General features: G+C 54.9%; 11 protein-coding genes and 1 pseudogene. 9 read left to right on the top strand and 3 right to left on the bottom strand.

Going from position 1 to position 13,642, the window contains the following annotated elements:
• Window positions 1-4 precede the first annotated feature (4 nt).
• The gene (locus tag WX88_RS00705; protein WP_197076665.1) at window positions 5-586 is read right to left on the bottom strand and encodes a 7-carboxy-7-deazaguanine synthase QueE; all 582 of its coding nucleotides are present in this window, start codon (window positions 584-586) and stop codon (window positions 5-7) included.
• Between the two features lie 211 nt (window positions 587-797).
• Window positions 798-1,700 (bottom strand): bifunctional 5,10-methylenetetrahydrofolate dehydrogenase/5,10-methenyltetrahydrofolate cyclohydrolase, encoded by a 903-nt coding sequence (locus WX88_RS00700; RefSeq protein ID WP_046242406.1) that lies wholly within the window; start codon window positions 1,698-1,700, stop codon window positions 798-800.
• A gap of 97 nt (window positions 1,701-1,797) precedes the next feature.
• Between WX88_RS00700 and WX88_RS00695 the strand changes: the two genes are divergently transcribed.
• Window positions 1,798-2,226, top strand: coding sequence for a DUF5684 domain-containing protein (locus WX88_RS00695; protein ID WP_046242405.1), 429 nt, complete (start codon window positions 1,798-1,800; stop codon window positions 2,224-2,226).
• Between the two features lie 73 nt (window positions 2,227-2,299).
• On the opposite strand, the gene lepA is transcribed toward WX88_RS00695, so the two are convergent.
• Complete coding sequence (lepA, locus tag WX88_RS00690; protein WP_046242404.1) at window positions 2,300-4,087, bottom strand: translation elongation factor 4; 1,788 nt, start codon at window positions 4,085-4,087, stop codon at window positions 2,300-2,302.
• Between the two features lie 153 nt (window positions 4,088-4,240).
• On the opposite strand from lepA, the gene WX88_RS00685 reads away from it, so the two are divergent.
• From WX88_RS00685 to WX88_RS00655, 8 genes and pseudogenes are all read left to right on the top strand, one after another.
• Window positions 4,241-5,095, top strand: a complete 855-nt coding sequence (locus tag WX88_RS00685) for a hypothetical protein (RefSeq protein ID WP_046242403.1) — start codon at window positions 4,241-4,243, stop codon at window positions 5,093-5,095.
• A 572-nt stretch (window positions 5,096-5,667) separates the two neighbouring features.
• Complete coding sequence (locus WX88_RS00680; protein WP_046242402.1) at window positions 5,668-9,087, top strand: methylmalonyl-CoA mutase family protein; 3,420 nt, start codon at window positions 5,668-5,670, stop codon at window positions 9,085-9,087.
• Window positions 9,088-9,164: 77 nt separating this feature from the next.
• Complete coding sequence (locus tag WX88_RS27035) at window positions 9,165-9,842, top strand: DUF6000 family protein (protein WP_052732211.1); 678 nt, start codon at window positions 9,165-9,167, stop codon at window positions 9,840-9,842.
• A gap of 131 nt (window positions 9,843-9,973) precedes the next feature.
• Entirely contained in the window at window positions 9,974-10,813 is an 840-nt protein-coding gene (locus WX88_RS00670; protein WP_046242401.1) for an Rpn family recombination-promoting nuclease/putative transposase, read from the top strand.
• Between the two features lie 29 nt (window positions 10,814-10,842).
• Window positions 10,843-11,059 (top strand): annotated as a pseudogene (locus tag WX88_RS32055) (hypothetical protein); the annotation flags it as partial.
• Window positions 11,049-11,663, top strand: coding sequence for a hypothetical protein (locus WX88_RS00665; protein ID WP_046242400.1), 615 nt, complete (start codon window positions 11,049-11,051; stop codon window positions 11,661-11,663). The pseudogene WX88_RS32055 and the gene WX88_RS00665, both read left to right, overlap by 11 nt.
• A 65-nt stretch (window positions 11,664-11,728) precedes the next feature.
• Window positions 11,729-11,902, top strand: a complete 174-nt coding sequence (locus WX88_RS00660) for a hypothetical protein (RefSeq protein ID WP_156175872.1) — start codon at window positions 11,729-11,731, stop codon at window positions 11,900-11,902.
• A complete protein-coding gene (locus tag WX88_RS00655; protein ID WP_046242398.1) occupies window positions 11,899-13,212 on the top strand; it encodes an erythromycin esterase family protein in 1,314 nt (437 codons plus the stop codon). The genes WX88_RS00660 and WX88_RS00655 overlap by 4 nt, the downstream gene beginning before the upstream one ends.
• Window positions 13,213-13,642 lie beyond the last annotated feature (430 nt).

Here is a 13,642-nt window from a genome sequence, read left to right as displayed (position 1 = left end):
TAAGCTACGGTATATCAAGGTATTTATGGGTCTGAAGCGAAACCTGCCAGCGCGGGTGCTGCTTCACGTACTCAACCAACTCGGGCGTCATGCGAGCCGCACGACTCCACTCGGGCTGCAAGTACAAGCGCGTGGTAGATGGCACGAGCGCCGCGTGCTCTTCGGCCCACGCAAAGTCATGGCCATTAAAAACGACAACCTTCAGCTCGTGAGCGGCAGCCAGCACTTCGGGCAACGGAGCCTTGAATTTTTTTGGCGACAAGCAAATCCAGTCCCAGGTTCCCGACAGCGGATGTGCCCCCGACGTTTCGAGCCAAGTGCGGCAGCCCGCGGCTTGGAGAGCTGCCGTGAGCGAGCCCAGTTCGTGCATCAGCGGCTCCCCGCCAGTAACAACCACGTCCCGGCCCGGGTGCGCGAGCACGGCCTCCACCAACTGCGCAACCGACTGACGGGGGTGGGCATCTGCGTCCCACGACTCTTTCACGTCGCACCAATGGCAGCCCACGTCGCAGCCACCCAGCCGGATAAAGTACGCGGCTCGGCCCGTGTTATAGCCTTCGCCTTGAATGGTGTAAAACTGCTCCATCACGGGCAGCAGGACGCCGCGCTCGGGTGCAGCGGCAGCACCGGAAGGTACAATTATTTCGGAGGAAAATAAACTCACTGGTATCATTACAAAAGAAGCGTCTGGAAGCGGAGCAACCTGAACGCAGGCAATAAGACACACCGTTCCAATGCCTGACTTTAAAAGTACGGCCCAGTGCTATAATAACCAAATATTACTAAAACCAGCCCGCCTAACGAGAGTAGACTTCTCCCTTGGCCGCGCGCAACGTATTTAGCAAGAGCATTGCAATAGTCATGGGACCTACTCCGCCGGGTACGGGCGTAATGGCCGAAGCCAGCGGGGCTACTTCGGCAAAATTCACGTCACCCTTCAATGAAAAGCCGCTCTTTTTGGTAGTATCGGCTACGCGGGTAGTGCCCACGTCAATTACCACGGCGCCAGGGCGGACCATGTCGGCCGTCACAAATTCGGGCCGGCCAATGGCAGCCACGATAATATCGGCGGTGCGACAGATTTCAGCCAGATTTTGCGTACGCGAATGGCATAAAGTAACCGTGCAATTCGCCGTCTCCAAATTCTTAGCCAGCAAGATGCTAACGGGCGTACCCACGATGTTGGAACGACCAATTACCACGCAGTGCTTGCCGCTGGTTTTGATGCCTTGGCGGCTGAGCAATTCTACGATTCCCGACGGCGTGGCGGGCAGCAGGGCCGGCAGGCCGGCCACCATCCGGCCAAGATTCATGGGGTGAAAACCGTCCACGTCCTTCTCAGGCCGGATGGCCTCAATGACCTTGTCGGGGTTGATGTGAGCCGGCAGCGGCAGCTGCACGATGAACCCATCAATCTCGGGGTCGTGGTTTAGCTCATCCACTTTAACCAGCAATTCTGCTTCGGTGATGTCGTCCTCGTAGCGCAACAGTGTGGACTGAAAGCCGACCCGCTCGCAGGCCAGCACCTTGTTGCGCACATAAGTTTCGGAGCCACCGTCGTGGCCTACGAGAACGGCGGCCAAGTGGGGCACTTTGCGGCCGGCGGCACGTATGATAGCTACTTCGGCGGCAATTTCTACTTTGATGTCTTCGGCGGTCTGCTTGCCGTCGATGAGGGTTACGGAGAGGTTATGATTCATAAAACTCAGCAGTATGAGAATGTTTTTTAAAATTAAAACTATATATTGACGCCTGTTAAGCTTACTTCATTCATCAAACCCATTTTCCACAACACGTATGCAAACCCATTTACTCATTCTTCTTGGCGGCATTCTAGGCAGCCTGTTCGGGCTAATTTTTAGTCTGCTCTACCTTGCTTTCATCGCCGCGGCCATCTACGGGATGTGGAAGATATTTGAAAAAGCCGGCAAACCCGGCTGGGCCTGCCTCATTCCCATCTACAACATCATCGTATTGCACGAGATAGTGGGCCGAGAACTTGTGAAGATTTTATTTCTGTTCATTCCCCTTGCCAATATTTATTTTGTAGTCACGCTGTACATCAGTTTGGCCAAATCGTTTGGTAAACGCGAAACCGGCGAATATGTCCTCACTATTTTCTTTGCGCCCTTCTACCTGGGTCTGGGCAATGCCCAGTACGTTGGCCCCAGCGAAGGGCCAGGAGCCGTACTGGGAGGGGTTGGGGCTACGACGCCCATCTACTAACGCCTAACGCGCAAGAGCTGAATAGCTTCCGACAAGAAAGCGGCCCCGGCAAATTGCCGGGGCCGCTTTCTTATTAGTCAATCTTAAGCACTGCCAGAAACGCTTCCTGCGGAATCTCTACGGAACCCACGGAGCGCATCCGCTTCTTGCCTTCTTTTTGCTTTTCGAGTAGCTTACGCTTGCGGCTGATGTCGCCGCCGTAGCATTTAGCAATTACGTTCTTACGAAGCGCTTTAACGGTCTCGCGGGCAATGATTTTCTGGCCGATGGAGGCCTGAATGGCAATGTCGAACATCTGGCGGGGCAGCAGCTCGCGAAGCTTCTCGCAAAGGCGGCGGCCCCAGTCGTAGCTTTTGGAGCGGTGCACGATGGCCGACAGCGCATCGACCTTCTCGCCGTTCAGCATCACGTCGAGCTTCACCATGTCGGACTCGCGAAAGCCAATCAGCTCATAATCAAGCGAGGCGTAGCCCCGGCTGATGGATTTGAGCTTATCAAAAAAGTCGAATACAATTTCTGATAGCGGCAATTCGAAGCTCATCTCCACCCGCTCGGAAGTCAGGTACGACTGGCCTTTGATAATGCCGCGCTTGTCCATACACAGCGTAATAATGGGGCCAACGTATTCCGAAGCCGTGATTATCTGCGCCTTGATATAGGGCTCTTCGATGCTCTTAATCAGGTTCGGCTCCGGCATTTCGGAGGGCGCGTTGATGGTCAGCAGCTGGTCTTTGGTGCCGATGGCGTGAAACTGCACGCTGGGCACCGTGGTGATAACCGTCATGTTGAACTCGCGTTCCAGACGCTCCTGCACGATTTCCATGTGCAACATCCCCAGGAAGCCGCAGCGGAAGCCGAAACCCAGGGCCACCGACGTTTCGGGCTCCCACACCAGCGAGGCGTCGTTGAGCTGCAGTTTCTCCATGCTGGAGCGCAACTCTTCGTACTCGGTGGTATCGACGGGGTAAATGCCGGCAAAAACCATCGGCTTCACGTCAGCAAAACCCTGGATGGCCTCGGGCGTGGGCCGGTGCACGTGGGTGATGGTATCGCCCACCTTCACTTCTCGGGCTTCCTTGATGCCCGAGATGAGGTAACCCACGTTGCCGGCTTTCATTTCCTGGCGTGGCTCCTGGTTCAGGCCCAGAATACCGATTTCGTCGGCGCCATATTCCTTGCCGGTGGCCATGAAGCGGAGCTTGTCGCCCTTTTTCATGGTGCCGTTTTTGATGCGAAACAGGACTTCGATGCCGCGGTAGGAGTTAAAAACCGAGTCGAAAATCAGAGCCTGCAGGGGGCCATCCGGGTCCCCTTTGGGCGCAGGCACCCGTTCGCAGATGGCATTCAGGATGGCTTCGATGCCGATGCCGGCCTTGCCCGAGGCATGGATGATATCGTCGGGTTTGCACCCAATCAGGTCCACGATTTCGTCGGTCACTTCCTCCGGCATGGCGTGCGGGAGGTCAATTTTATTGAGTACCGGAATAATTTCCAGGTCGGCCCCGATGGCGAGGTAGAGGTTGGAAATCGTTTGGGCTTCGATGCCTTGGGAGGCGTCGACAATCAGCAGGGCGCCTTCGCAGGCGGCAATGCTGCGGCTTACCTCGTAGCTAAAATCGACGTGGCCGGGCGTGTCAATCAGGTTCAGCGTGTAGACTTCCCCTTTGTAGGGGTACTGCATCTGGATGGCGTGGCTCTTGATGGTGATGCCGCGCTCGCGCTCCAGGTCCATGTTGTCGAGCAACTGGGCCTGCATGTCGCGCTTGGCTACCGTGCTGGTAAACTCAAGTAGGCGGTCGGCCAAGGTGCTTTTGCCGTGGTCGATGTGGGCAATGATGCAAAAATTGCGGATATTCTTCACAGAGGGCGGTTTTTCAGTTCGCGAAGGTACGAAGCACGGGGCGCAAAAGCCAGCCCGGAGCGGCGGGGCAGCGCTGTGAGCCAGTTAGGGCAATTGCTTCAAGCTGCTTAGTTTTGTTAATTACGCATTTCTCCTGATTAGTACAGGCTGCCTATGCAACCGGAAACTGCTACTCTTACTACCTCATCCGCCCGAGCTGATAAACGAAAGTTCCTGATTGCGGCGCTGAACGGCACGGCCTTGTACGTACTGGCTTACTACCTAGTACGAGGTGTACACCAGGTAGCTAAGCTGGAAGTATCGCAGTTTTACAACCTGCGGGGCCGCTGGGACCCCAGCCACATTACCTACACCCTGGCTGATAAGGAGTGGTGGCGGACGGCCGTTATTGCCGTGCACGGGGCCGGGCCAGCGGTGAGCCTCCTGATGGGGCTCGTGGCGTTTCAGTGGTACTGGCGGCGCGAGCGGGCCCGGCGCGGACAGTTTAAACTGCTGTTGCTATGGGTGGCCCTGCACGCTTGCAACACGGTATTTGGGGCGCTGCTGGCGGACACGTTTACGCACTCGGGCTTCTGGTACGTGCCCGATTGGCTACTGCGCATGGGCAATGTCGTGAACGTACTGCTGGCCCTGCTGGCCGGCCTAGCGCAGCTGGGGCTGGGCTACTTTGGCGCCATTGCCTTCCTGCAAGCCCACGATTCGCGCACGGTAATGCGGTTTGCCAACCGGCAGCTGATGGTGGTGACCACCTTGGGGGTGCCATGGGTTGCCGGGGGCGCGTTCGTGGCCCTCACCAAGTTGCCGTACTTCTCCATATTTGAGGCTCTGCACTTGCTGATGATGGGCCTGCTGGTAATGCCGCTGGCACTGGGCTGCCTCAATGAGGTGTTTTCGGATACCGTGAACCAGCCTCAGGCTACGCGCGTGGCTTGGGGCCTGGTAGCAATGGCAGTACTGATGGCCGTAGCCTGGCGGCTAGCACTGAGCCCGCCGGTGATGTTTGGGTAAGTTGCAATTACTGTTGGGGCACTGCTTTCAGCGTATCTTTTAGGAACGACTCCTGCCAGCGGCACCGCGAATGGCGCATTGAGTGCAACGCGCAGCAAGAAATCCTCATTATGGTGCCTACTTTCCCGCTCACCAAATAAATGCGGTGCACGGCTCATTGGTCAGGTAGATATGTGGTGTTTTCCGCGTCGGGCAGGCTGGCTATCAAACCGTACAGGGGTTTGAGCGGGAACTGTCGGGTGAGGACGTGTTGGCGGGGTTCGTACTGGATTTGCACAAGCTGCGGTAGGCTATTTAACCCAAGTTGCGGGGTAGTGAGGGTAGTTCCTCTCTGGGACATCCCGGGGCAGCTAGCGTAACGGCTGGTCTGGGGCGCCTCTCTTGGAGCAACCGGCCAGCCCAGACAATAATAAAGGTTGTAGAGAATGCGCGGGGAAAAAAAATCCGCAGGCTAAATAGCTTTAAACCGTTTCAATGCCGCTCCGGCCGACCCCGCCGGGGCTTTTTCGTACCTTCGTGCACGTTTTCCTTCCTCACGGTCGCGGACTAAAAGTCCGCGCTACTCCCCTCCTATGCATCCTGCTCCCACCGCGCCCTACAAGCCCAAAAACCACGTTCGCATTGTAACTGCCGCCGCGCTGTTCGACGGCCATGATGCCGCTATCAACATCATGCGCCGCATCATTCAGAGCAGCGGCGCGGAGGTTATTCACCTCGGCCACAACCGCTCGGTGCAGGAAATCGTGGACTGCGCCATTCAGGAGGATGCGCAGGCCATTGCCATTACCAGCTATCAGGGCGGGCACAACGAGTACTTCAAGTACATGCACGACCTGCTGAAGGAGCGCGGCGCCGGCCACATCAAAATCTTCGGTGGCGGCGGCGGCGTGATTCTGCCCACTGAGATTGAGGAGTTGATGGGCTACGGCATTACCCGCATCTACTCTCCCGACGATGGCCGGGCGCTGGGCTTACAGGGCATGATTAATGACTTGCTGGAAAAAGCCGACTTCCCCACGGGCCAAAATCTGAACGGCGAGGCCGGTCATGTAAAAGAGAAAGACGCCCGCAGCATCGGTCGCTTGATTTCAGCGGCAGAAAACTTCCCCGAGGAGTTTGAGCGCGTGAAGTCTCAGCTGGTACAGGAGTTTCAGCAGAGTGAGGCCGACCAGAATCAAAACCTCAGCGCGAAGCACTCCGCTCCTATTCTGGGCATCACGGGCACGGGCGGCGCGGGCAAATCGTCGCTGGTGGATGAGCTGGTGCGACGGTTTTTGATGGACTTTCCGGACAAGACCATTGCTATTATTTCCGTGGACCCGAGCAAGCGCAAGACGGGCGGCGCGCTGCTCGGCGACCGGATTCGGATGAATGCCATCAACTCGCCGCGGGTGTATATGCGCAGCCTGGCTACGCGGCAGAGCAATCTGGCCCTCTCGCGCTACGTGCAGGATGCGGTGGATGTGGTGCGCGCCGCTAATTACGACTTGATTATTCTGGAGACCTCCGGTATTGGGCAATCGGATACCGAGATTATTGAGCACTCCGACGCCAGCTTGTATGTGATGACGCCCGAGTACGGCGCGGCTACGCAGCTGGAGAAAATCGACATGCTCGACTTTGCCGACGTCATTGCGCTGAACAAGTTCGACAAGCGTGGGGCGCTGGATGCGCTGCGCGACGTGCGCAAGCAGTACCAGCGCAACCACGGCCTCTGGGACACGCCCACTGACCAGATGCCGGTGTTCGGCACGATAGCATCCCAGTTCAACGACCCGGGCATGAACCGCCTGTACCGGGCGGTGCTGAAGATGCTGGAAACCAAAACCGGGGCCACCTTCGCCTCGAAGCTGGAAACGACGGTGGAGGACTCGGAGAAAATTTACATTATCCCGCCGCACCGCACCCGCTACCTTTCCGAGATTGCCGAAACCAACCGCGCCTACGACCAGCGCGTGCGCGAGCAGGCCCAGATTGCGGAGGTTGCCGGCGCGTTTGCCAAACTGGAAGAGCACTACCGCGCCGAGAAAAAGGATGGCGACAGCTCGGTGGAGGAGTTTGGCAAGAACAAGCAAACGCAGCTGCGCCGGCTCGATGCCGACAGCCAGGCTGTTCTGGAGAACTGGGAAAACACCTTGCAGAACTACCGCAACCCGGAGTACGTGTACTCGGTGCGGGGCAAGGAAATTCGGGTGCAGACGCACACAAAGTCGCTGTCGGGCAACATGATTCCAAAGGTGGCCACGCCCCGCTACACCGGCTGGGGCGACCGGCTGCGTTGGGCCATGCAGGAGAACTTCCCCGGCGAATTTCCTTACACGGCCGGCGTGTTCCCCTTCAAGCGCGAGGGCGAGGACCCGACGCGCATGTTTGCCGGCGAGGGCGGGCCGGAGCGCACCAACCGCCGCTTCCACTACGTGAGTATGGGCCTGCCCGCCAAGCGCCTGAGCACGGCCTTCGACTCGGTGACGCTGTATGGCGAGGACCCGGATTTGCGGCCCGACATCTATGGCAAAATCGGCAACGCGGGCGTGAGCATTGCCTGCCTCGACGATGCCAAGAAGCTGTATTCGGGCTTCAACCTGGCCAACCCGACAACGTCGGTTTCGATGACCATTAACGGTCCGGCGGCGACGCTGGCGGCGTTTTTCATGAACGCGGCCATCGACCAGCAGTGCGAGCTGTATATTAAGGAGCAGGGGCTGGAAGCGGAGGTGGATGCCAAAATCGACCAGCTTTACGCCGAGAAAAACCTGGCCCGGCCCCGCTACCAGGGCGAATTGCCGGCCGGCAACGACGGCCTGGGCCTTATGCTGCTCGGCGTAACCGGCGACCAGGTGCTGCCGGCCGACGCGTACGCCACCATCAAGGCGCGGACGCTGACGCAGGTGCGCGGCACCGTGCAGGCCGACATTCTGAAGGAAGACCAGGCCCAGAACACCTGCATTTTCAGCACCGAATTTGCGCTGCGCCTGATGGGCGACGTGCAAGAATACTTCATCCAGCAGAAGGTGCGGAATTTCTACTCCGTGTCGATTTCGGGCTACCACATTGCCGAGGCGGGCGCCAACCCGATTACGCAACTGGCCCTCACGCTGAGCAACGGCTTCACGTTCGTGGAATACTACGTGAGCCGCGGCATGAGCGTGAACGACTTCGCGCCGAACCTGAGCTTCTTCTTCTCCAACGGCATCGACCCGGAGTACGCCGTGATTGGGCGGGTGGCGCGCCGCATTTGGGCCAAGGCCATGAAGCTGAAGTACGGCGCCGACGCCCGCAGCCAGATGCTGAAGTACCACATCCAGACCTCAGGCCGCAGCCTGCACGCCCAGGAAATCGACTTCAACGACATCCGCACCACGTTGCAGGCGCTGTATGCCATCTACGACAACTGCAACTCCCTGCACACCAACGCCTACGACGAGGCCATCACCACGCCCACCGAGGAATCGGTGCGCCGGGCCATGGCCATTCAGCTCATCATCAACCGCGAACTGGGGCTGGCCAAGAACGAGAACCCGCTGCAAGGCTCCTTCATCATCGAGGAGCTGACCGACCTGGTGGAAGAGGCGGTGCTGCTCGAATTCGACCGCATCACGGAGCGCGGCGGCGTGCTCGGGGCCATGGAAACCATGTACCAGCGCGGCAAAATCCAGGAGGAAAGCATGCACTACGAGATGCTGAAGCACACGGGCGAGTACCCCATCATCGGGGTGAATACCTTCCTCTCGTCGAAGGGCTCGCCCACGGTGGTGCCGGCCGAAGTCATCCGGGCCACGGAGGAGGAAAAGCAGTACCAAATCGACATGCTCACGCTGCTGCACCAGCGCAACGCCGACCAGGCCCCGGCGCGCCTCAAGCAGCTCCAGCAAGTGGCCGTGGCCAACGGCAACCTCTTTACCGAACTGATGGAAACGGTGAAGTACTGCTCGCTCGGGCAGATTACGAACGCGCTGTTCGAGGTCGGCGGGCAGTACCGGCGGAATATGTAGAACTGGTTCAGAACCTTTGAAAAAGGGTGCTACCTTGCCAAGGCAGCACCCTTTTTGATTTAACCTCTTTCGTTGTTATGACCTTTTCAAAGCTGTGGCAGAAGTTGTTCAATAAGAACGATGAAGCCACTGAAATTGCTTTGCATGTTTCTGGCGCTACTATTAGAAACAAAAGCCCTTTTGATGACCTTGAGTCCTACCGCAACGAAGAAGAGCTTTCGGAGGAATTAATAGAGAAATGGGTAATGGATTTCTACATGGTTTCTATAAATAATCTGGACAACGAAAGCTTCAAATTATTTGTGGATGCGTCAAAAGAAATTACTCCTGAAATTGTACGGCAACTATTAGGTGATTTCGATTGGAGGCCAAGAATTGTTGGGGCATATTTTGCTGCAATTAAAAATTATAGCGAGCTAAGAGATATAATCGGAGTTCACTTACTAAAAAGCGAAGTTTGCTATGCAGGCGCTGGATATGCACTCGCTTTAGCAGTTTTTGGGGACGACAAGTCCAAAGACTACTTAAACTTGTATCTGACTTATTACCTGGAACGAAAAGACCTATGGTTTGACCAAGGAGATGCTTTAGCTGCGCTTTACAAAATTGACCCAAGTCAAGCAGCCATCTGTTCAGCGAAATGGCATGAATTTGTTGCTGACAAGCCTAATTGGAACTTGGAAGACGAAATAGCCGCGATGAACAGAAGTGTCAATGTGGTCAAGGATATTGGCGAAGCTTCCCAGACACACTAAGCTCCATCAGCGGCTCTGAGAGGCGCCAAGGGCATTGGGGCGGGCGCATGGGGCAGGCGGGCGCGGCTCTAAGACACCTTGAGCTTGGGCAGCAGCGGTGGAAGTGCGGGGGCCCGCAGTACCTTCGCCCGATGGAAATAGGGCCATTTATTCCGCTGACTTCTGACTATGGCTTCAAGGCCACGTTTGGCAATGAGGGCAACACCTTGTTTCTGCGCACGGCCTTGCAGGCGCTCATTAAGTCGGCGGTGCCGATTCGGGAGGTGCAGCTGGAAAAGAATGCCTTCGAGGCGCTGACGCTGGACAGCCGCAGCGGCATCTTCGATTTGGCCTGCACCGATGAGGCGGGCAGCCATTTCATCGTGGAGATGCAGTTGGGGCACGCGCCGCATTTCGTGCAGCGCATGAAGTTCTACGGGCTGCACAAATTCAACACCGTGGTGGAGCGCGGCCGGTTCGACTACGCCAGCCTGCCGCGCATCTACTGCATTGCATTTCTGGAAAAGAGCGTCCTGCCCACGGCCAACTATCACACCGTGGCCAACCTGCGCGACGAGCAGGGCGAACCCATCGATGAGCAGATGACGTTTATTCTGGTGGAGTTGGCTAAATTTGACAAGCCGGTGGCCGCCATTTCCACGGACCTCGACAAACTGCTCTACACCATGAAGAAGCTGCACGAAGTAACCGAGCCCACGCAGTACCCCCCGTTCTGGAATGAGGAATGGCTCGAACGCGCCATCGAAGAGCTTAATACGCGCCGCATGACGCCGGAGGAGCGGTTCCAGTTTGCCCGCTACACCGCCATCAATGCCGAGGCCGTGAATGCGGAAAAAGCCAAGGTGCTGGCTGTGAAATCGGAGGCCGTGAGGCTGGCCTTAAAGAAGGGGCTACCGGTTGATTTGATAGCCGAAATCAACGGCGTCAGCGAGGAGTTGGTGAGAGATATCCAAGCCAATCTAAGCAATTAGCAATAGCATAGTAGCGCTACAGCACCCTGCTGCACGAGCGCAACGCGGCTTCGGCCCCGGCGCGGCTCAAGCAGCTCCAGCAAGTGGCCGTGGCCAACGGCAACCTCTTCGCCGAGCTCATGGAAACGGTGGAGTACTGCTCGCTCGGTCAGATTACCAACGCCCTGTTTTGAGGTCGGCGGGCAGTACCGGCGCAATAGATTGCGTCATTTTTCGAACCCAATTCTTCTGTTCTATGGCTTATAGTGATTTTTCAGCAAAAGAGCTTATCACTCGGTTCGGCATTCATTACAGCTCCGAAAATTTATTTCCGCAAGTGCACCCCGTCGCGCCTTCGGCTTGGCTACGCGAGTCGTTGGACAAAGGCATGGGCATGGGATTCGGTAGCGAAAAGTCGCGTTCGGAGCGGTTGGTATCTCCGATTCTAATGGAGCTGAGTAGCTTGAACGCCAACCAGTTTTCTATTTACTCCGGAATGAACCTGGACGTAGATGGTAGCCAGGGATTGAACGGTGAGTGTGATTTCATCTTTTCCTTTAGCCGGATTCAGGACTTCGTAACGGCCCCTATTTTTTGCATTACCGAAGCCAAAAAGCAAGACGTTGAGCAAGGCACCATCCAATGCTCGGCCCAATTGATTGCGGCCCGCAAATTCAACGATTTGGAGGGAAACCACCCGGCTACGTTGTACGGCTGTTCGACAACTGGAATTGAGTGGCGCTTTCTCAAATACGAGAACAATGAGGTTACCCTGGACAACAGGCGTTACCTCGTCAACGAACTGGATACGTTGCTGGGTGTTTTGCAACGAATTGTGGAAGTTTCCCGGCAGCAGATTCATTTCAACTAACCGCACCAGCACCGCTTCGGCCCCGGCAAGTGGCCGTGGCCAACGGCAACCTCTTCGCCGAGCTCATGGAAACGGTGAAATACTGCTCGCTCAGCCAGATTACGAATGCCTTATTTTTGGCGGACGGTACCAGCGCCATTACAAAAAGCCAGCTTCCTTTTGACTCTATTGCCTTTCAAAAAGCTCATTTATTCACTCCCACAGCCGACGCTGCTCTTTCTCAAGCACAAATCTCATGAACTTGATTCGTTTTATAAAATCTGGTCTCTTTAGTAAAAAACGAGTGAAATGTAGCATCACAGCTTATCTAATACTCTGGGCAAGCGCACTATCATGGGGACAAGAACTGGCAGCAGCTTTAAAAAGCAAAGCCGTTGAGATTAAATCATTGGATAATGCTCAGTTTCTGCTACCCATGCAGAAAACTTTCTCTTCCAAGCGTGTTATTGGCCTCGGGGAAATAACGCACGGAACAAGCGAATTCCGTCAATTCAATAATAGCTTATTCAAGTTTCTAGTCGAAAAGTGCGGCTACAAAGTATTTGCACTAGAAGCATCCTTCACTGATGCTATGTATGCCAATAACTACGTACTGTATGGAACAGGAGATGCCCAAAAAGCAGCTAGTTCACTTGGCTATTTATTCAATACCAAAGAATTTATTGATTTAATAGGCTATATGCGTTCTTATAATGAAAGAAAATCCGATAAAGAGAAGCTGAAGTTTTACGGAATTGATTTCTTTTTCTCAGACTGCAGCCTAGTTATAGATGCTCTCAAAAAGGATGATGCCGAGTATTTGGCTCAACTGACACGAACCAATTTCTTTGATAAAGTACTTGTGAATAACTTACGCGCTGGGGTTTCGGATTCTATTTATAGAAAGCTTTCGACGGAAGCTGATAAAATAGTTGGCAAGATGCAGACCAAAGCTAATCTTGACCAAAAGGCCTATTTACCAGCCCTCATACAGGCTAAAAATATCAAGCAATGTATTATGATATTTCCTCATATTCGGGAAATCGGCCTTTATGTTCGGGTTAGAGACCAATTTATGTATGAGAACCTAGAAAGCATTTTACAGATGGAAGGGCAGGATGCTAAAATGCTTTTGTATTGCAATACTGGACATGCCTGTAAATTTAAGTTTGCTGGTCAGACAGCTTTTTCCTTAGGCTGGTATATAAACCAGAATCACCCAGGCGAATATTATGCTATTGGTAGTGAGTACGAAGGTGGAGAATTAGCTGCACGTACCAAAACATCGAAAGGAGTAATGGAGTGTGTCCAAGTGAAGCCGGTTATGGAAGGCTCTGTAGGGTACTTGCTATCTAAAATGCAGTATCCAATGGCCTTCCTAGACTTCACTAATTTACAAGGGAATAAGGCAACAGCTGAGTGGGTGCGCGCAAAGCAGAATTTTCACGGTGGCATAGGTAATTCCTACACTGACGGAGATGAATTTGAAATAAACCCCTTCATACCTCTGCAATTTTTTGATGCGCTACTGTATATAAAAACAATGACGTGTGCCAAGAAAATAAATTAATCTGGACTGGCGTGCGTTCACGGGTTCGTGATTCTTGAATAACTCTGCTCTGCCGAGGAAAGCAGCCAGCGCTACGGCTAGGCGAGACATAACACCTGCGTCTCGATGCTGCCAAAGCCTCCCCAATCTTCTTCAAATTCTTTTCTCATAGAGCACTTTGGAGTGCTCGCACAACACTCTCGAAGACCCAACAGCCACTCTAAGCTGCTGCTGGGGCACTTTGGCGCTTAGGTAGAGCACTTTTGCCACTACCTAAAAGACTTTTGCGCCTACCTATGGCACTTGTGGGCATACCTAAAGCACTTTGCGGTATACCGATGGCACTTTAGCCCATACCTACGACACTTGGCGCCCTACCTGGAACACACGGGCCACTACCGATGGCACTTTGGCGCCTACCTACGGAACACGGGCTCATACCTCTATTATT

This window comes from Hymenobacter terrenus (assembly GCF_000972495.1).
Taxonomy (GTDB): Bacteria; Bacteroidota; Bacteroidia; order Cytophagales; family Hymenobacteraceae; genus Hymenobacter; species Hymenobacter terrenus.
Note: the sequence above shows the minus strand (reverse complement) of the source record. Positions and strands in the feature narration are given on the sequence as shown.

What these genes read in the sequence shown, in the direction of transcription:
- WX88_RS00695 (WP_046242405.1), top strand. Translation starts at nt 1,798, where the DNA reads ATGCAAACCCATTTACTCATTCTTCTTGGCGGCATTCTAGGCAGCCTG.
- WX88_RS27035 (WP_052732211.1), top strand. Translation starts at nt 9,165, where the DNA reads ATGACCTTTTCAAAGCTGTGGCAGAAGTTGTTCAATAAGAACGATGAA.
- WX88_RS00705 (WP_197076665.1), bottom strand. Translation starts at nt 586, where the DNA reads ATGGAGCAGTTTTACACCATTCAAGGCGAAGGCTATAACACGGGCCGA.
- WX88_RS00655 (WP_046242398.1), top strand. Translation starts at nt 11,899, where the DNA reads ATGAACTTGATTCGTTTTATAAAATCTGGTCTCTTTAGTAAAAAACGA.
- WX88_RS00680 (WP_046242402.1), top strand. Translation starts at nt 5,668, where the DNA reads ATGCATCCTGCTCCCACCGCGCCCTACAAGCCCAAAAACCACGTTCGC.
- WX88_RS00660 (WP_156175872.1), top strand. Translation starts at nt 11,729, where the DNA reads ATGGAAACGGTGAAATACTGCTCGCTCAGCCAGATTACGAATGCCTTA.
- WX88_RS00665 (WP_046242400.1), top strand. Translation starts at nt 11,049, where the DNA reads ATGGCTTATAGTGATTTTTCAGCAAAAGAGCTTATCACTCGGTTCGGC.
- WX88_RS00685 (WP_046242403.1), top strand. Translation starts at nt 4,241, where the DNA reads ATGCAACCGGAAACTGCTACTCTTACTACCTCATCCGCCCGAGCTGAT.
- WX88_RS00700 (WP_046242406.1), bottom strand. Translation starts at nt 1,700, where the DNA reads ATGAATCATAACCTCTCCGTAACCCTCATCGACGGCAAGCAGACCGCC.
- WX88_RS00670 (WP_046242401.1), top strand. Translation starts at nt 9,974, where the DNA reads ATGGAAATAGGGCCATTTATTCCGCTGACTTCTGACTATGGCTTCAAG.